This is a genomic window from Corynebacterium sp. HMSC074A09 (assembly GCF_001811545.1).
Lineage (GTDB): Bacteria > Actinomycetota > Actinomycetes > Mycobacteriales > Mycobacteriaceae > Corynebacterium > Corynebacterium hiratae.
Genome location: NZ_KV805090.1, coordinates 48742 through 67315, shown reverse-complemented (window position 1 = coordinate 67315; position 18574 = coordinate 48742). Strand labels below are relative to the sequence as shown.

The window sequence follows — 18574 nt, the reverse complement described above, 5'->3', positions numbered from 1 at the left end:
GTCTTCGCTTCTAGCTTCCGGAACTACTGCTTGTCCATCATCGCAGCATACTTTTCATATGCTGCTGCCAAGTCCGCTTCACGGTCCAATGGCGCAAACGGAAACTCAAAGACGTACTCGACACCCGACTGCGGATGCGTCCACGTGCGCTCCGATTCCGAAAGCTGCTGCCCATCCTTGAGCTTCTTCTCCAGCTTCAGAACGTCCTTGGGCACCTTGCGACCATTAGCGTCATACAAATCTTCTTGGTCGTAGCGCCGCATAACCGGGAACTGCGTCCGGTAGATCATCAGCAGCTCATCCAGCGTCACTCCCAATGACAACGCCACCATGGCGTCGATTTCGTTCTGGGCGTGGAAGCGGTCGCGGGCGTTGCGGAGAGGAGAGTCAGCTGTCCAGGTTCTATCAAGCACTGCTTCCCACAGATCCTTGTAGCCACTGGTTAGGCAGTTAAGCTCTAGAAACTTCTGAACCATAGAGGGCCAAATCCTATTGCGCTCACTAATCGCCAGATTCTCAAACGCTGGTCCGTACAAGTTAGATAGACCCGATGACCTAACCATAAAGTCATTGAGCAACGATGACGAAAAGGCTCCTGCTATAACTTGTTCTACCGAATGCACGGGTCCCGTTGAATGAACGCCGTGAATATGCGCAGAACCAGGGGGAATGATCGACGGGTAGAAGGTCCGGAAACCGGTGGTGGCGGCCATTGCGCGCCATGCGACGCGGTACTGATCCTTCACCAGTGCCGTTACACCGTCGACTTCCCATACTCCGTAATCACGGTCATAGGACTCAATGGAACGGTTGGGCAAGTATGCCGTCGCCGGAATGAAGTCTTCCGAGATGGCTTCGAGATCAATCTCGGACCAGTCTTGGTTATGCTTCATCGTCGGGTTCGGCTGTTTAATCATCGGGGTCGAGACGCCAAGGTGCGGCCCCTGAAGAATCACATCATCCCAGGAATCGGGATGCTGCCATGAGGAATCGAAATAGCCCTTCTTCTTATCGATTGATTCATCCCAGCCTCTGGAGAACTGAAGGCCCAATTCCTTGATGCGCGGTGCCTCGGCAAGCTTGGCCAAGACTGCAGCCGCTTCGCTGTTCACCGAATAGACAGTGCGCGTCTCAAGGAGCGGAGTACCTGGTTCCTCGATGATCGAGTTCCACACCTTAAGCGTGTCCTCATCGACAGTGATGATACGGTCGCGGTGCGGACGCAGGTCCCATTTATCATTGTCGTCCTTGAAACCCGGCAGCTTTCCGCTTCCGTCATGTTCCAAGGAATCAATGACGGTACGCGGGTGATACAACGCTGATGCAGAAAGGAAGCTCGGCTTTTCCTGACGGGTGCTGTAAACATGAATCCCGTACTTCACGAGGTCATGAACATCGAACAGCACAAGCTCATTAATGAACTGCCAGTGCCGGCGCAGCCGTCGATAAGCACCAGCCCTCAGTGCCGCAGCCTTCTTCTCAGTGAAGTGGGACTCGGGGTGGATGAGTGAGATGATGCCGTTCTCGGCAGCGTTCGCCCACGTGCGTTCCATGAAGCCGCGGTAGAGATCGGGCTGTTGGTTTTGTAGGTGGGGGTAGCGGGTGACGTCGCCAAGCACTGCGGAGGTGACCACTGCTTCCGCAAGGCCTTTGGAGAGGGTCTCCAGTACGGCGTCGTTGCCGGCGAGGAGTTCGCGGCGCTGTTTCTTCTCTGCCTGGGTGGGCTTGTTGGCGAGGCTGAACCACGGGTCGTGTTCAGACAGCAGTGCGTCCATGTCGGTACGCGGGCGAACCCACGGCGGGTTGCCCACTTGGAAGTCGAAGCCGCCTTTGGCCATGACGGTGGCGAAGTCCAGGTCCCAGTGGAAGAAGGCTTGTTCCTGGGCAATGGTGTTGGCGGTCCTCAGCCAGGGGTGAGCTTCGAGGACATCCTCGTAACGCTTGCGGCCGGAGGTGGAGCGGTCGAGTGATTCGACGTAGTCCAGTTCGTCCCAGGACATGTCGAACCCGAAGGCGTACTGGTTGTCCTTGCGGTAGCGCTTCTGGCCTTCGTTGGGGATTCCGAGGAGGTCCTGCATGGTGGCGAGGTACTCGGTAATATCGGGAAGCTCATCCGTGGCGGTGACAGGCCAATACCAGAGTGCGTTCCAGGCGTTCATGGCGGTGCGCAGGCGAAGGTAGGCGCCATCGTTGTTGTGGAGGAGTTCTTCCTCCACCTGGGCGCGGGTGACCACGTCCACGCGCTTGGCGGTGTTGGGTTCCTGTCCCCACAGGTCCAGGTCACGGCGGACTTGGTCCTCGGCGATGCGCAGGCGGATAAGGGACAGCTCCCAGAGGCGCTCAACTTGGTTGGACAGTGCGGTGGCGAGCTTGGTCTGCGTTTTGTTCAGCGGTTTGCAGATGGACTTCTGCCAGGCCTTCATGGCCTTGATTTCGTCCGCGGCGAGGTTCTTCAAGTCCTTGGCATCCACGGCACTTCCCCAGCCGTGGCTGGGAACAAGGAAGTGGTGAATGCGCCCGGTTGGGTGCTGGTCCGTCTCGTTGGCATCGATGGCATCGGCCAGTTCTTTCAGCGGGTGGTGCTGCGGGGTCACCGTGAGGTAGTTCTGCGTGCCCTTTGCCTTCGATGCCGTGGAAGAGACTTCCTTGGCGCTGAAGGTGGAGCGGGTGGCACCCACCAGGGAGTTGCCGTGGCGCAGGTGCAGGCCGAACCATGGGGCCTTGAGCTCCTTGGTCATGGTGTTGAGCCACAGGGAGATTTCGGCAAGCTCCACCGCGGTTTTGTTGAGGTCCACGCCGTAGACCTGGTGCAGGGCGATGGAGGCCTTGACCTTTTGCAGCTCCTGGGTGCGGTCCTCACCGGGTATTTCCTTACCCAGTTCAGCTTGCTTCTTGTTCAGGTAGAGCGCTGCAAGCTGGTTAACAGCTTCCACGGCGAAGGCGCCGGAGCCCATGGCGGGCTCGCAGATGGTGAGGGTGAGGATGTCATCGGCGTTGTCGATGCGGCCGGTTGCTTTGAGCTCCTCGATGGCCTGGCCCACGGTGAACTCGGTGATGACGGGTGGTGAGTAGAAGGACGCAGAGCGCTCGCGGTCGCGAGAGGATTGGCGGTAGACAAAGCTGCCGCGGGCGTGGGTGCGCTGGACGCGTTCCACGCCGCCGTGTTCGGTTTCGCGGTCTTCGTAGACGATGGAATCCTGCGGGAGGGTGCGTGCTTGTGGCTCGGGGACCACCCAGGAGCCTTTGGAAGGATCGCCGTGCTTGGCTACTTCCACGAGGTCTTCTTGGGCGATGAAGCCGGTGTAGGACATCAGGCCCTCGTAGACCTGGCCCAGCTCAGTCACGCCGAGGGTGGCGTAGGAGATGAAGCCGCGATCGCTACCCCGCTTTTCTTTTGTGAGAAGGAGGTTCTGCAGGACCTTGTGCAGTGCCAGGTTGGAGAGCTTGACCTCGTCGATGTAGGAGGTGGCTTCAGACTTGAACAGGTCCGCGTCGAGGTTGCGGAATTCCAGGCCGTCTTCGGTGGCGTTGGCGTCGAAAAGCTCGGTGCTTTCATCGTGCGGATCGTGGCCGCGGTTGACACGCTCGAAGAGCAGCTGAAGGCTTTCGTAGAGGTGCGTGCCGTTTTGGGTGCGGTGCGTGGTGGGCTCGGTGAGGATGAGGTCACGCAGGCGGGACAGACCATAGCCTTCGTCATAGTCGTTGTCCCCGGTGGGCAGGATTTGAAGCTCCGGGGAAGATTCGGCGAAGAGGAGGAAGAGGATGCGGTAGAGGTAGCGCAGAGCTTGGTTGGCTAGTTCGTTGCCGTCGATGTCACTGTTCGTGTGTTGCAACGCGTTTGCTTTGTCCTGCTGCGCTCTGCGCTGCAGGACGTCGTTGCCGATGATCTCAATCGAAGCCTTGATGGCACCGCGCAGTTCCTCGGAGACTTTGACGGAGTGCTCGCGGGCTTGGGCTAGGGTGTCGAGCCACCAGGTGGTGCCGTCGGCGCCGCGCATGGTGTGCTCGGCGGCGAGGATGGAGACTACTCGGGGAAGCTCGCCTTTGGCCTTTTGGTCATTGCGCTCGACGGCTAGGCCTAGGTCCACGGCGAGGTAGCGGCCCAGTGGCCAGGTTTCACGCTCTGCTAGGACTGCCCAGCGGCCGGCAAACACCAGGATGAGGTCGGGGGCCTGCTCGGTGAGGAAGAGCTCGCCAACGAGCTTGGCGGCGGTGATGTCGAGGGCCTTGGCCTCACCGTTGGAGTTCTGGTGACCCAGCTCCGGGGCAACGCCGAGAAGTGAGACAGTAGTGAGATCCTCCACGGAGTCCATCTGCCCGGCGCGCAGGATGACCAGGGAGTGGTTCTTGTCCGCGGCGGCAGTAAGCGTGAGGGGCTGGCCGTTGCGGGAAAACTCGAGACGCTGTGGCTGCGGGTAGCCGAATGCCTCGGCGATCAGGTCGTAGACCTCATGCAGCGCATCGTCGGCTGCCTCCATGGAGAGTGCGGAGAGCTTGGTGTGCAGTGCTTCCCTGCGGGAGGTCAGGCGCAACAGCGGGGATTGGGCGTGCTCGTGGCCGGCGCTTTTGGCATCTTTGTCCGTTGCTTTCCACTCTTTGACGGCCTCCTCCACGCGCTTGCCAAAGGAGCTGCCTTTGTCATCGGTGGTGAGGTAGTAATCCGAGATCCATTCCTCGACGTTGATGATGGAATCGAAGTCTGCCATTAGCGTGCCTCTGCTTCGTTGGTGTGGGTGTGTGCGGCGCTGGTGCGTGCAGCGTCGGTGTTGTCTGGGAGGATAAGTGCCAGGGGGCGCACGAGGGAGCGCTCCGGGGCCATGGATTTCAGCAGCTCCTCGTCCTGGTGGATGAGACGTTTGGTGTCTTTGATCTTGAGAGTCTGCTGGCCGTCGTTGGCCTGCTGCCAGTGCTCGGCGCGCTGCTGCCAGCCGGCGATGCGGTCCTGCGCGTGGCCCAAGTTGGTGTTCTTGACCACGGTGAGGTGGCTGTGGGCGGCTTCTACTGCAGCGGCGATGAGCTGTGCTGCGGCATCAGGTACGGCGAACTCGCCGGGGTTGATGGCGTTGTCACTAAGCCCGATGCGGTTGAGCCAGGCATAAACATCTTCATGGATTTCAATGTCTACGGCCTGCATGCCGGCGGGGACGTTGAAGCCGAAGGGGCCTTCCGTGGCGGTGAGGAAAGTGCGGGAAAGCACTTGGCCGCGGGAGTTGGTCAGCGTTCCCATGAGCAGCAGCGTCGGTGTATCCACGGCACCGAGTACGGCGGGGATTTCGCTCTGCGCCATGTTGGTCAGGGCGCGGTCGGCGGCCCATTCGGAGACCGGGTGCAGCGGGCCGAGGAAGTGGGCGCGCGGCCAGGACTTCTCCGAGTCGCCTTCGCGCGCGGCCTTGAGGTGTTGGTTGCCGCGGCGTTCAGAGGTGGCGAGCATGAGGCGCTCGGTGACTTTGCGGTAGGACACGTAATCCTGAGGAAGGTAGTCAAAGCGCCGGCACAGATCGCGTGGTGGGGTTAGCTCCACGATGTCGTTATCGTGCAGTACGTAGTCCACGCCACCGGCACTCAAGGGCTTGTCCGCGGAGTCTTGGTAGGCCTCCGCCAGGGCGTCGCCCAGGTAGTCCTTCTCCGCGCGGTAGAGGCTGTGGCGCGCTGTGCGACGCGAAGGCACGGAGGTAGCGTTTTCGGGCGCTGTCGCTTCGTTGTTTGCGGCGTTCTCAGTGCTTGTGGAGTTCTCGGCGCTCTCGGCGTCGTCGGGGCCGCTGGTGGCAGCGGCGGCAAGTAGCGCCCAGATGTCATCGCCCAGGCCGGTAGCAGGAGCGGCTTCCTCGGGCTCCACGTCGGGTGCTGGCTTGGCGTGCGCACCGGTGAGGATCTCTTCCGGGGAGGCCACCACCTCATCGAAGTCGCGCTCGTGCATGAGCACCGCGCGAATCTCATCCTCCTCCGCCTTGGGGTTGTGCTTGCCCATGAGTGGGGCGGCATCGCCGAGGAGCTGGTTCGCGGAATACTCGCGGTCAATGAGGCGAGTGAGCACGCGCAGCTCACCGATGGATTCGGCGACGTCCGCATCCTTCGGGTCCAGCAGCAGGGAGGTAATCTCCGGCTCGTGCTCTTGGCCGTAGCGGTCGATGCGGCCGTTGCGCTGCTGGATGCGGATGAGCGACCACGGGATGTCATAGTGCACCAGGTGGTAGCACTGGGCGTGCAGGTTGACGCCCTCGGAGGCGACGTCGCCAGTAATCAGCACGCGAAGAGGGGTGTCGGTGCGCTTGAATTCGTCGATAAGCGCCAGCTGATCCGAATCCGACAGGCCGCCGTGCATGACTTTCACCGCGCACTTCGGGAGCTTGAGATGCTTGGCGACGTTCTCCTGCAACCACCGCAAGGTAGCCACCCTCTCGGAGAAGATGACGACGCGGCGATCGGAGCCCTTCTTGACGCCTATCTCCATGAGGTAGTCAATGAGCGCGGCGAACTTGTTGGAGTTTTCCTCCGTGACCTTGTTGTTGAGCTCAGCCAGGCGCTCCAGCTTGGCTTGTTCCTTGGGCTTGTCGAGCTTCTGGCGCGCGGCGATGGACTCCGACAGTGCTGCCGGGGAGGATAGGAAGGCCTTGACCAAGGTCCAGGGGAAGAGGCGATCATTCGCCGTGCTGGCTGGGGTGTTGACCCAGTCCTCGGCGATGGCGCGCGCCACGGCGTTTTCCTCCGGGGAGGCATCCACCAAGATATTGCGGGGCTCGCCGCGCTTGGCCCACTTCTCCCCCACCACGGAGGCTACCTCCGGCGAGTTGCGGTGGCGGCGGATAATCAGCTTCTTGGCGGCCTCCATGTCGATGGAGCCATCCGGGAGGACAGAGAGCGGGTCGAGCAAGCGCAGGATTTCTTTGAAGGATTCCTCGCGGCCGTTGTGCGGGGTGGCCGAGGCCAAGATAAGGGACTCGGTGGTCGGCGCCAGCGTGCGGGCCAGCTCATTGTTCTGGGAGCCAGCGTTGGTGGCGTTGTGGATCTCATCGATGACCACGGCATCCCAGCGGACCTTCTCCAGCTGCGCGCGGTACTTCGGTGCCTTGAGCGTATCCATGGAGACGATGACGCGCGGGAAGTACGTAAAGGGGTTCTTCGACGCCGGCAGCTTCTGGCGGACCTTCTGGATGCCCTGGCTGTCCAGGCGCACCAGCGGGATGGCAAAGCGCGTCCACAGCTCCTGCTGGAACTGCTCCATGACGTGCTTGGGCGTGACGACGAGTATGCGCTCTCCCCTGCCGCGGCGGATAAGCTCCGCCAGGATCATGCCGATCTCCAGCGTCTTGCCCAGGCCCACGGCATCCGCGAGCAGCACGCGCGGGCGGATGCGCTCATCTGACAACGCCGACTTCACAGCGGAGAGCTGATAATCCAGCGGGTCTGCCAGCATCTGCGTGGCGACCTCCAGCTGCTTTTGGTACAGCGGCACCGGCGTGCGGCGCAGCGTGGATTCCAGCCACAGGCGGGTGTGGCGAAACTGCGGTGACTCATCCGGGCTCACCGTGACATTGACGGGGTCGAAGACCTCAATATCATCGAGCGCGGTGAAGAAGGTGGCGGTGGTATCGCGCACGTAGTCGCTCACCCCGCGCGCCCGGATGCGGAAGCCGTCGGTAGTGCGCGCGACGCTGCTGACCAGCCAGTGCTCGTCGCGGCAAGAGATGGTCACGCCGGGGGCGAGCTGGGAGTAGTCGGTAAGGCTCATGGAGTCCAAGGTAGCAGCGGAGATGGACCTTATTTGGCAGATTGTGGCTCAGGAGTTAGAGAAAATGAGAGCAGAGAATGCTACCGCCAGAACTACCGCTTCCTAGGTTGTACGGCCACCCAGCATCGCCCCCAGGCTTTTCTCCATGAGCGTCACCACACGTGGTGATCTGCAATACCGGGAGCGAGCGTACTCCAAGAGCACAAGCCCCAGTTGCGCCGTGCCGTAATGAGGTGGGGGTTCTAGAGAACTAATACTCTCAATTTTGATTTGGAGGACGAATAAGCGATATTTATACCAACGTCTCCTCTCGCCCCTCGGCGGCAGCCAACCACTGAATAACTCGCAATCATGGCAATCGACAATTCAAATCCGTTCTACATCCCTGAAGTTAAGAAGGAAAAATTCTTTACGAAACCTGTGCCCTTTTGGTCCTTGGGCGTCGCTCTCATCACCGGCTCCCTGCTCAGCTACGGCATCACAACAGCCATAGACAACAAAAGGGTCGATATGGCGTCACAGACAAGCGGGGGGCAGCAAGCTTCGACATCTGATTTTTCTTGGACACAAAATAGTCCTTCATCCCCAACTGATGGTGAAGAGACCTTCTCGATCGGCGAACCAACCACCAATCATGGAGTTCACTTGACTGTCGACTCTATCGAGTTAGTTGATGAAATTCAGATGAAAAAAGAGTATTCCAATGACAAGAATGCCGTTTTAGAGACTGTAACTCCGGAAAATGAAAAGGCTAAGTTCGCTCGTGTGGATGTAACTATTTCAAACGAGAGTATAGAAGCCCTCGATCTCTCGTGCGGGTTTGGCTTTTCTACTGCGCTGGAGAACCCTCAGGGACAGCGCTACAAATCTATCTTAGATATCCACCGTATTCCCGGGAACGCACTATGCGGAGACTCAGTAGCTCCAGGCTTCTCAGGGACAGTTTCGTATGCGTACGAGGTACCCGATACCTTCGAGTTCGGGAGCTTCACTTACTATGATCCTGCGGTACCAGACGCTTATTACGAACCTACATCTATCCGTTTAGGCAATATTGAATAGCTCCCTAAGCTTTTAAGGCATGCTGGAATGGACTATTCACCACAGAGGAGGCTCCGGTGGGATTCAACACCAACATGCACCAACTATCGGCGCTGATGCGCTCCACCGAGAACGGAGAGGTTCAACTCCCCGATTTCCAGCGAAAGTATAAGTGGGAAGACGAGCGCGTTCGTCAGCTCCTCATCACCATTTTCCGTGGGCATCCACTGGGCATCATCATGTTGTTGGAAACTGGTAACTCCTCGGTCAGGTTCAAGCCACGCCCGATCGAGAGCACCGAGGCTACGGCTACTTCCGAGCCCAAGTTCTTGCTTCTCGACGGTCAGCAACGACTGACATCGCTTACCCAAGCCCTCAAAGGCGACGGCGTTGTTCACACCAAAGACTCACGCGGCAAGCGCCTCGATCGCAGGTACTTCATCAATATCCAGAAGTCTATTGAGGATCCCTTCGAGCTGGATGAGGCAGTGATCTCCGTGCCAGCTGATGGGGTAATTCGAACCAACTTCAACCGCGATATCGTGCTTGATCTCAGCAGCATGGATAAGCAACACGAAGCGGGTTATATCCCCGTTTCGCTACTGCTTGATCAGATGGGACTTTTCGAATGGTTCGGCAAGTTGGGCGATACCGAGCTCATGACCGCATTCAGCGATGGAATCATCCGTCAGATCAACGAATACAAGATTCCAGCAATTGAGCTAGACAAACAGACCGACAAGGCAGCGGTGGCCACCGTCTTCGAAAAGGTCAATGTTGGCGGGCTCCCGCTCAACGTTTTTGAGCTCCTCACGGCGGTGTTCGCAGGCGATGCCGAGTACTACGACAAGTACCAGCGCGATTTCCGCCTCAACGATGACTGGGTTGAGACCAAGGAACTATGGAAAGAACATGATGTCCTCCACAAGGTGGAAAACACTGACTTCCTCCAAGCAATCACAATGTTAACGACCCTTGAGCGAAGCAAGCATTCTTCGGGAAACCGCAAAGTCGGTCTGTCTGCCAAGAGGGAAGACGTTCTAAGGCTTGAGTTGAACGACTACCTCACCTGGCGTGACGCCCTGCGTCAAGGATTCATCTGGGTAGCAGGCTTCCTCGCAGACCTGCACATCTATCGATTCAGGGATGTCCCCTACCCGAAGCAATTAGTGCCGCTAGCTGCCATCGCCGTTGTCCTTGGCAAAGAAGCAGACAAGCACCACGTGAAAGAAAAAATCACGCAGTGGTTCTGGAGCGGAGTCTTGGGCGAGCTTTATGGCGCTGCCATTGAGACACGCTTCGTGCGTGACCTCGAAGGGGTGCCCGCTTGGGCGATGGGTGAAGAAACTACCGCCCCGCGCACCGTGCAGGACGCTACTTTTGCTGAATCCCGCCTTCATTCCTTGCGCACCCGCAATGCCGCTGCATATAAAGGCATAGCCGCGCTCATCATGGCACAGGGCTCAACTGACTGGGTAGAAGGTAAACAATTCGGCGCATTCCAGTACAGGGATATGGCCGTGGATATTCACCATATTTTCCCTAAGGACTGGTGCAAGAAAAACGGAATTGATGATGAGCGCCGTGAGTCAATCGTCAACAAGACGACGCTGAGCGCACGCACCAACCGTGTCATCGGTGGCGTCGCACCGTCGGCATACTTGTCCAAGGTTGAGAGCGAATCAGGCTTCGATGCCGACGGCGTGGACGACGTTCTCCGCGGACACCTCATTTCACCCGAAGCACTGCGCAGCGACAACTTTGATGCGTTCTTTGGACTTCGAAGGGAATCACTCTGCACGCTCATCGAAGGTGCCCTGAAGAAGACGGTCCAACGCGATGTCAGCGAAGGAAACGCTGTGGAAGACTCGTCGTTCTTCGAGGAAGAAGCCCTTGAAGAACCAGGCCAGTTGGTAGAGGGACCCGTATCAGAGGTCTGAGGCAACATCGTTTTCTCACCGACCAGCGCAGCAACGCAACCTTCGATCAAGAACGACTGCACTACACATGTCCAGATTGGGTAACCTTGACAGACCGTAGCTTTCAATCTTAGGAGTCGCAATGAATGATGCTCACGCCCTCCGCACCCCGCGGCTCAGCTTGTCAACACCAAAAGATGCCGACATTGATGCCATCTTCGCCATCCACTCGGACGCTCGCACCTACGAGCACCGACCGGACCTCGCTATGAAGACGAGGGAGGAAGCCGTGGAGCTGGCACGCTCGTGGCAACAGAATTGGAGTGAAAAGCAACTGGGCTACTACGTGGTGTCCACACTTGACGGCACAACCATAGGCTTTACCGGTGTGCGCCATAGCGAGGAAGCCGATGAGGAAGTGCTCAACCTCTACTACCGCTTCGCGCCCGAATCCCAAGGGCAAGGCTATGCGAAGGAGGCGGCTGCCGTTGCAATCGCCAGTGCGCGTAAGAGATTCCCGCAGCTACCTGTCGTCGCCATTATCGACCCCACCAACGAAGCGTCGATAGCACTAGCCTTGAAGCTCGGACTTCAGCACGTCCCCGGCGCAGGCGTACCGGATGACTACGAGGTGTACCGACTCTCCTAGGCCTGGCTCTTCCACGGCTCCAAATCTCTAGTCGGGTACCGCGAGTCGATGGTGAAACGCTGGCACACCACCTGAGTGTCATCGTTGATGTCTAGCTCTCCGATGTATTCAACGAACTCGGGTGAGCTCCAGAACTGCTCGTGCCCGGCGCGCCATTCACTGGCATCGGCGTAGCCCTCGCCCTCGGCGATGGCGTGCTCGTCACTGACGTCTGCGAGCCGGCAGACCTGGACCTCGGTAGTACGGATAACGCACACCACGTTGTCGTGTGAATCGAGGACGGCCTCAAGGGTACCCACATCCTCCTGCGGGTCGTGGTCACGCGGGTGCTCAACCAGCAAAGACGTCGTAGTGGTCTTGACGCCGTCAAGGATGGCGGTGACGAGGGCGTCGCGAAGCGGGCCGGGAAAGGCAAACTCGCCGCGGGGCAACTCCGATATAGGTTCCAAAGCATCCTGAGTCATACGTTTACAGTACGTGGCTCATGAATGCTGCTGACCGAGCACGTGCTTGCTTCCTGTTTCGCCCGACTGGACGTTCGATCCGCGTGTTCGAATCATTCGCAGCGATGTCCGGCCCCTCTCCTAATGTCAACGATGCCCCTACACGAAAAGACTGGGATTCAAGGCTGAGATTCCGCCCTTCTTCCCTATCACTCCGGGGCCGTGCTGCCACTTCCCATTGCCTAGCGGCGCGGCCCCTCTTTCAAACTTCAAAGCTCTTCATAAACTTCAAAGAATTCACAAAATTCATAAACTTCACAAGTCTTCAAAAGCTCTTTGGTTGGATTCGCGCAACGGGTCGTGGGAGGGCATGAGAAAATCTCCCCTTTCTACTATTCGCGCAGAGTTTTCATTCCCTCCGTCTTTATTCATTCGACTTCCGGTTGGGGCACGATGACCTTCGGCGTCGGTGTTGCCGCAGTGATGGAGGGATGGGCGTCGGCAAGCGCGGCGTGGAACCGCACCATGCGAGCGCCGGGACCGCGTGAATAAACGCGGATAATAGTATGCACACAGCCGCAAAACCTACTCTTACGTGGACTTTCCTCAGTGCCGGGGAGCTTGAAAAAGTTCAAACTTATCTTAGAATTGTCATCTGGTTCACAATCATCTCTTGCGGTGCTACCCCTCACTACACAAGTTGCGGACACGGTTCACCGCGCGCAAAGAAAGGTTCACGGCAGATGACAACTCCCCCGCTGGGCGTGTGGTCCGAGGTTGGCAAGCTCCACCAGGTTATGGTGTGCGCACCTGGGCTCGCACACGAAAGGCTGACTCCCCGCAACTGTGCGGAGCTGCTTTTCGATGACGTCCTCTGGGTCGACGAAGCCAAGAAGCATCACGCGGAGTTCGTCGCCCAGCTGCGCAGCTACGGCGTCGAGGTGCTGGAGATGCACAAACTCTTGAAGGAAACCCTGGACACCCCAGGCGGGCGGGATTTTATCCTCGACTTCAAGCTGCTGGATAAGAACGTCGGTGTCGGTATCGGCGGCGAGTTGCGCCACTGGTTCAACGAGATGTCCAACGCGCGCCTAGCCGAGCTCCTCATTGGCGGTCTGCCTTTCGCCGAAATCCCGAAGGGCCTCGGCCACGGCACCATCGACGCCATGCGCGAGGTCTACGGACCTGACGCTTTTGCGCTGCGCCCGCTGCCCAATACGCAGTACGCGCGCGATAACTCGGCGTGGATTTATGGCGGGGTCTCACTCAACCCTATGCGCATGCCGGCACGCCACCAGGAAACACTGCTGACCCGGGCTATCTACAACTATCACCCGCGGTTTGCGCAGGCGGATTTTAAGTTCTGGTACGGAAATACCGATGAGGAACCGGGACTCGCAGCACTGGAGGGCGGTGACATCATGCCGATTGGCAAGGGCATCGTCCTCGTCGGCATGGGTGAGCGCACCACGTGGCAAGGCGTAAGCCAGCTGGCCATGCGGCTCTTCGAGGAAGGCGCGGCCGAGAAGATCATCATCGCGGCGATGGCCGCCGACCGCGCCTCGATGCACCTCGACACCGTCCTGACCTTCCTGGATGCGGATAAAGTCACCGCCTACCCCAAGGTCGTGGACACTATCCGGCCCATCGTTTTGCACCCCTCCACGAGCACGGCGCCTTTCGACGTCGAACTGCCCACCGATTCCTTCCTCGATGTCGTCGCCCAGGCACTCGGCATCGGAAGCTTCGAGGTCATCGAAACCGGCGGGGATGTTTATACCGCCGCCCGCGAGCAGTGGGACGACGCCAATAATGTCGTAGCCATTGAGCCCGGCGTGGTGGTGGCTTATGACCGTAACAAGCACACCAACAAGAAACTGCGAGCTGCCGGCATCGAGGTCGTCGAGATCGGCTCCGCTGAGTTGGGCCGCGGCCGCGGCGGCGGGCACTGCATGACCTGCCCCATTGTTCGCGAGGCGGTGAATTACTAACAGCACGATGGGAATGCATTTTCGCATCGACCAACGCGCACCCCGCCCTGCATAAGAGAGGGCCACGAGGGAGACGAGGGGGGCGTCGCCAAGCACGGCCCCAATCCCACCACGGCGGCAGCCACACACCCCTCACCCCAGGGTGAGCAATGCGGACATGACAGGACCTTCAGCGCCCTCAGTCTCACGGTGGGAAACGGACTGAGTGAAGCCCGCTGCCAGCAGGTTTGACTGAAAACCGCAGATTTCGACTCCCCCACATAGGGTTAATCAAATTATGGTGCACGAAAGGTCAAAACACTGGCAGCCCCCATATTGACATCACTAACTTCCCGGCAGCCCTAGGAAATATTGTCCCTACTTTTCCTAGGAGTGCGCTTCTGACACCTAAGATTGTTTCAGGATTAAATTAGTTCCTCATCATTCTTTGAGTTTCTTTAAGGACGGTATCCAGGTGCACATCAAGGGACTCCGCGCACTCGCGCCGCTGGCCGCTACAGCTGCGATGGCGAGCGTGGCCTTCATCGCGCCCGTGGCACAGGCGGCCAGCATTCCGCCCATGCCGCAGGCCTACCCCATCACAAACCTTTACAAGAGCTGCAGCGCAGCAGGTGAAGATAACGCCACGCCCGAGTGGCACTTCGCAGAAACCGGCCGCCGTTATTTGAGCGACGGCACCCTGCAGTTCAAGAACACCACTGACCAGGAGGTGCCGTACACCGCTTCGGTGGAAACGGGCACCAACCACAAGATTTCGGCCAACTCCAAGGCCGCGATGCCTTCCGGGTGGGACACCACCGCCAAGTCCGATATCGGGTTGAAGCTGAGCAACGGCTGGCAGGAGAAGGAAACCTTCGGCCCCATCACGCTCAAGCCGGGCGAATCTTTCCGCGTGGAATACGGCGTGGTGGAAAAGGACTTCATCTCCATGTTCGTCGGCTGCAACGATGACCGCCTGGAGAACCTGCCGGGTGCCAACGTTATCCGCGGCAAGGGCCCGGCCGAGCGCTATGCCTTTGCCTACATCATCAAGGCTGATGGCTCCATTTCGGACCTGGCCATGGAGATTCCCTCCCGCTCCCCGGGCGCGAACTCCAAGCCCATCGAAGGCAACTACACCTCCGTGTCCGGCCCCAGCCTGGAGAAGATCGCGGACCCGAAGAAGGACGAAATCATGCAACCTTCCGAGGACCTGCAGCGCGATCCATCTTGGCCGAAGGAGGGCGAGACCTGCGAGGGCCGCGATAGCTCCTGGTATCCGCTGGATATCACTGCGGTTAAGCCCACCTTCCGCAAGCCGGGCTACTCCACGGACTTCCTCAACTGGTCCAAGGGCGACTACGAGTACGCACCGGTCACCGACTTCGTCGTCGGTGCGGAGCACTCCCCCTACACCAACTGGCAGGGCAACCGCGGCGATATCCCGAAGGGCTGGCTGGAGTCCGTCGGTGCGGTCAAGCGCGCCTACATGCCGGTAGGAACTGAGCTCGAGCACATCGACCTGGCTCCCGGCGAGCGCGTGCGCGTGGAGTACGGCACCACCATGACCCGCATCAACTACCGCGAGATCCACTGCGGTAAGGACGGAAAGTACAGCCTGACCTCCAACTACAAGCAGACCACCGCTCCCAGCGGTTTCTGGGCGGAGGCCACCATCACCAGCAAGGACGGCTCCACCCGCACCGAGGACGTCACCCCGGAGGAGTACCGCGAACTCCCAGTCCCGACCCAGACCATCTACTAATCCCCCTTTACTTCCCAAGGAGAGATCACCATGTTCAAGACCAAGATTGCTTCCACCACCGCTGCCGTGGCCATTGCCTGCGGCCTGATCGCTGCCCCGGCCGCCAACGCCCTCCCGGCACGTGACCTGGGCCCGGCCAACCCGACCACCATCGGCGAGCACTGCGCCAACCCGGGTGACACCGGCCAGACCGTTAAGATCAAGCGCACCTACTTCGACGGCTCCGCCGGTTCCTGGACCATCTCCAACTACAACGACGAGCCGCTGCCGGTCACCCGCTCCATCAAGGAAACCAAGACCAAGACCTGGAACGTTTCCGCCGGCGTTGACTTCAAGCTGCTGGATCTCATCAACTTCACCTTCTCTTCCAGCTACACCGATTCCCAGTCCTACGAGGTGGGCGAGCAGGTCGGCCCGTACAACATTGCTCCGGGCAAGACCGCCGTCATGCGCGCCGGCTGGGTGGTTTCCGACTTCGAGGGTCAGAAGACCATCTGCGGTTCCGATAACACCTGGCAGGCCAACGGCGAGACCTTCACTGCTACCCTGCCGAAGGAGCGCCACGTGGAGGTCTCCACCCGCGACAACAACGATTGGGGCTAAGACGTGCTGAAGAAGTCCATCGCGAGCGCTTTCGCCGCGCTCAGCCTATTGGCGGCCGCTCCTGTGGCCCACGCCGCTGACTTCGGCGGGGACTTCGAGCTGCCCCAGCGCTGGAATGATGATTTCAAGCCGGGCACGTACTGCTCGACGCCCGGTGAGAACGGCACCTATGTCACCGCCACCCGCCGGTGGTTCAAGCAGACGGATGCCACCAGCGTGGCCAACCGCAATGATGAGCCCGTGCCGGTCAGCCACACCGTGACCCAGGCCCGCACGCAGACCATCGAGGTCTCCGGCTCCATCAAGGGCGAGGGCGAGCTGGCCAAGGTTCTGACCCAGACCTACGGTTTCAACTACGTGCACGAGCAGCACTGGAAGCTGAACCAGGAGGTTGGCCCGTACACGTTGCCGGCGAACTCCCAGGGCAAGCTGGTGTGGGGCTTTACCATGCTCGACACCGACGGTCAGGACGTGCGTTGCAATACCGACCAGGAATGGGAGGCCGTGGGCAAGCCCTACTCCGCCACCGTTCCGGAGGCGCGCTACTCTGAGCTGCAGCTTGGCGACGCCCCCGTCTGGGACTAGCTCGCCTCCTCCAGGCCTCACAGAAGAGGGCACCCCAAGCCGTTTCACGACGGCTGCGGGTGCCCTCTTTTTGGCGTTCCACAGCGTGATCAAACGGCAGCGGGAGCATTGCAGAACGGCAACGAAGTCCTTGCAGAACAGCAGTGAGATCATTGCAGAACGGCAGTGTGAGCATTGCAGAACCGCAACAGTGCAGGTAGATTGACTGTCATGACTGATTCTTTTCTACATAGAAACGCACAAGATCTGGCGGAAGAAGTTCTGTCGGATACACCTGTGCTGACTATTTCCGGCGCGCGCCAAGTAGGAAAGAGTACCCTCGTCCATCAATTGCTCGAAGGTAGAGATCATAGGTTCTTTAACCTTGATGAGAGCGCTTCGCTGGCCTCTGCAAAAGCGGACCCAGACGGGTTTGTCAGACAGCTCCCCGAGGGGACACTAGCCATTGATGAAATTCAGCGCGCACCAGAGTTGTTTCGCGCGATTAAAGGCGCACTCGAAGAAGATCGACGGCCGGGGCGTTTTATCCTTACCGGATCATCCAACCTCCTCAGTCTCACGGGAGCTGAAGAATCTCTCGCTGGCCGCGCAGAAACTATTCGCCTTCACGGCCTCAGCGTGGGCGAACGTTTAGGCATCCACGAAGACTTTGCCGGCCTAATGTGGTCATTAAAAGATGCAGGCGTACAACCCACATCTACCCCTTCCCGGACCGACTACTTCCAGCTCTTCTGCACGCCGAGTTTTCCAGGGCTTAGGGATTCTACTCGGCGGCGGCAACACCGATGGTTCGATGCCTATATTGAGCGAGTCTTGTCAAAAGACGCTGCCGAGCTCTACGGCATTCAATTCCCTGACCGCTTACACAATCTTCTCGACAAGTTTGCTGCACAAGGGACCGCGGAACTTGTAGCGGCGCACATTGGGCGTGCACTCGACATTCCCGAACGCTCAGTCCCCACCTATGTAACTGCGCTGAGTGATGTTTTCTTGATTAACCAATTGCCATCATGGGGAACAAATCTTGAAAAGCGGGCTATTTCTAAGCCCAAGGTCTTCCTTTCAGATACGGCGCTTGCTACAAGCCTGGCAGGCCTCGAGCCAGAAGCATTGGAGATGAACATTTCCAGCACGCTTACCGGCGGGATCTGCGAAGCCTTCGTTGCCAACGAGCTTCTGAAGCAGAAGGCATGGTCATCGGTTGACTATCGCCTCTTCCACTTTCGGACCTCTACCGGCAAAGAGGTTGACCTTGTGCTGGAATCACGATCCCGGGACGTTGTTGGCGTGGAAGTCAAAGCCGCGATGTCGATCCAGCCGAAGGACTTTGCTGGCCTGCGCTATCTTCAGCAGGTAGCTGGTGATTCTTTCCGCGCAGGAATTGTCTTGTACACAGGCAAGGACGTCTTGCCGATGGGTGAAAACCTTTGGGCAATGCCAATTTCGACGCTCTGGCACGGCTAAATCCGCGACAACGAACGGCCTCCTCACACCATGAGGCTCACGGATATACTGCACCCATGTCTCACCGCATCTTTTCCGTCCCCTTCGCCGATATTTATCCGCACTACGTTAAGAAGGTAGAGCGCAAAGGCAGGACAGTCAGCGAGCTCCACGAGGTCATCACTTGGCTTACCGGCTACTCGGTTGAGGAGCTCGGACGGGTCCGGGAGCAAAAGGTCACCCTCGAGGATTTCTTCGAGCAGGCCCCGCACCTGAACCCATCCCGCTCCCTCATCACCGGCAGCATCTGCGGGCATCGTGTCCAGGACATCGAGGACCCGCTGATGCAAAATATTCGGTACATGGACAAGCTCGTTGACGAGCTAGCCAAAGGAAAGGCCATGGAGAAAATCCTTCGCGGCTAGCC

The 18574-nt window shown here is 59.0% G+C and carries 13 protein-coding genes; 9 read left to right on the top strand and 4 right to left on the bottom strand.

The window, feature by feature from the left end; translation table 11 throughout:
* Positions 1-23: 23 nt before the first annotated feature.
* Positions 24-4706 (bottom strand): Eco57I restriction-modification methylase domain-containing protein, encoded by a 4683-nt coding sequence (locus HMPREF2807_RS00295; protein WP_070509547.1) that lies wholly within the window; start codon positions 4704-4706, stop codon positions 24-26.
* Entirely contained in the window at positions 4706-7729 is a 3024-nt protein-coding gene (locus tag HMPREF2807_RS00290) for a DEAD/DEAH box helicase (RefSeq protein ID WP_070509545.1), read from the bottom strand. Before HMPREF2807_RS00290 ends, HMPREF2807_RS00295 begins: the two co-directional genes overlap by 1 nt.
* A gap of 351 nt (positions 7730-8080) precedes the next feature.
* Here HMPREF2807_RS00290 and HMPREF2807_RS00285 point away from each other — a divergent pair, with 351 nt between their 5' ends.
* The 3 genes from HMPREF2807_RS00285 to HMPREF2807_RS00275 all read left to right on the top strand — a co-directional run bounded on the left by HMPREF2807_RS00285 (position 8081) and on the right by HMPREF2807_RS00275 (position 11338).
* Positions 8081-8791, top strand: coding sequence for a DUF4352 domain-containing protein (locus tag HMPREF2807_RS00285; RefSeq protein ID WP_070509543.1), 711 nt, complete (start codon positions 8081-8083; stop codon positions 8789-8791).
* A 56-nt stretch (positions 8792-8847) separates the two neighbouring features.
* Positions 8848-10710, top strand: a complete 1863-nt coding sequence (locus HMPREF2807_RS00280; protein WP_070509541.1) for a GmrSD restriction endonuclease domain-containing protein — start codon at positions 8848-8850, stop codon at positions 10708-10710.
* Between the two features lie 121 nt (positions 10711-10831).
* The gene (locus HMPREF2807_RS00275) at positions 10832-11338 is read left to right on the top strand and encodes a GNAT family N-acetyltransferase (RefSeq protein ID WP_070509540.1); all 507 of its coding nucleotides are present in this window, start codon (positions 10832-10834) and stop codon (positions 11336-11338) included.
* Here the strand turns inward: HMPREF2807_RS00275 and HMPREF2807_RS00270 are convergent.
* Positions 11335-11802 (bottom strand): ASCH domain-containing protein, encoded by a 468-nt coding sequence (locus HMPREF2807_RS00270; protein WP_070509538.1) that lies wholly within the window; start codon positions 11800-11802, stop codon positions 11335-11337. The genes HMPREF2807_RS00275 and HMPREF2807_RS00270 overlap by 4 nt on opposite strands.
* Before the next feature lie 407 nt (positions 11803-12209).
* A complete protein-coding gene (locus tag HMPREF2807_RS13795) occupies positions 12210-12353 on the bottom strand; it encodes a hypothetical protein (RefSeq protein WP_158010511.1) in 144 nt (47 codons plus the stop codon).
* A 171-nt stretch (positions 12354-12524) separates the two neighbouring features.
* Here HMPREF2807_RS13795 and HMPREF2807_RS00265 point away from each other — a divergent pair, with 171 nt between their 5' ends.
* From HMPREF2807_RS00265 to HMPREF2807_RS00240, 6 genes are all read left to right on the top strand, one after another.
* On the top strand, positions 12525-13772 hold the full coding sequence (locus HMPREF2807_RS00265; protein WP_070509537.1) for an arginine deiminase: 1248 nt from the start codon (positions 12525-12527) through the stop codon (positions 13770-13772).
* A gap of 505 nt (positions 13773-14277) precedes the next feature.
* Positions 14278-15516: a hypothetical protein gene (locus tag HMPREF2807_RS00260; protein WP_198531353.1), complete on the top strand. Its 1239-nt coding sequence runs from the start codon at positions 14278-14280 to the stop codon at positions 15514-15516.
* 30 nt (positions 15517-15546) lie between these two features.
* Entirely contained in the window at positions 15547-16119 is a 573-nt protein-coding gene (locus HMPREF2807_RS00255; RefSeq protein ID WP_049155910.1) for a hypothetical protein, read from the top strand.
* A gap of 3 nt (positions 16120-16122) precedes the next feature.
* The gene (locus HMPREF2807_RS00250; protein ID WP_049155907.1) at positions 16123-16704 is read left to right on the top strand and encodes a hypothetical protein; all 582 of its coding nucleotides are present in this window, start codon (positions 16123-16125) and stop codon (positions 16702-16704) included.
* 210 nt (positions 16705-16914) lie between these two features.
* Positions 16915-18168, top strand: a complete 1254-nt coding sequence (locus tag HMPREF2807_RS00245; RefSeq protein WP_049155904.1) for an ATP-binding protein — start codon at positions 16915-16917, stop codon at positions 18166-18168.
* A 56-nt stretch (positions 18169-18224) separates the two neighbouring features.
* Entirely contained in the window at positions 18225-18572 is a 348-nt protein-coding gene (locus HMPREF2807_RS00240) for a DUF2200 domain-containing protein (RefSeq protein ID WP_070509534.1), read from the top strand.
* The last annotated feature ends 2 nt before the right edge of the window (positions 18573-18574 follow it).

Excerpts from the sequence above, each read along its gene's own strand:
- HMPREF2807_RS00290 (WP_070509545.1), bottom strand. The coding sequence starts at position 7,729 with ATGAGCCTTACCGACTACTCCCAGCTCGCCCCCGGCGTGACCATCTCT.
- HMPREF2807_RS00245 (WP_049155904.1), top strand. The coding sequence starts at position 16,915 with ATGACTGATTCTTTTCTACATAGAAACGCACAAGATCTGGCGGAAGAA.
- HMPREF2807_RS00270 (WP_070509538.1), bottom strand. The coding sequence starts at position 11,802 with ATGACTCAGGATGCTTTGGAACCTATATCGGAGTTGCCCCGCGGCGAG.
- HMPREF2807_RS00275 (WP_070509540.1), top strand. The coding sequence starts at position 10,832 with ATGAATGATGCTCACGCCCTCCGCACCCCGCGGCTCAGCTTGTCAACA.
- HMPREF2807_RS00260 (WP_198531353.1), top strand. The coding sequence starts at position 14,278 with ATGGCGAGCGTGGCCTTCATCGCGCCCGTGGCACAGGCGGCCAGCATT.
- HMPREF2807_RS00285 (WP_070509543.1), top strand. The coding sequence starts at position 8,081 with ATGGCAATCGACAATTCAAATCCGTTCTACATCCCTGAAGTTAAGAAG.
- HMPREF2807_RS00240 (WP_070509534.1), top strand. The coding sequence starts at position 18,225 with ATGTCTCACCGCATCTTTTCCGTCCCCTTCGCCGATATTTATCCGCAC.
- HMPREF2807_RS00295 (WP_070509547.1), bottom strand. The coding sequence starts at position 4,706 with ATGGCAGACTTCGATTCCATCATCAACGTCGAGGAATGGATCTCGGAT.
- HMPREF2807_RS00265 (WP_070509537.1), top strand. The coding sequence starts at position 12,525 with ATGACAACTCCCCCGCTGGGCGTGTGGTCCGAGGTTGGCAAGCTCCAC.
- HMPREF2807_RS00255 (WP_049155910.1), top strand. The coding sequence starts at position 15,547 with ATGTTCAAGACCAAGATTGCTTCCACCACCGCTGCCGTGGCCATTGCC.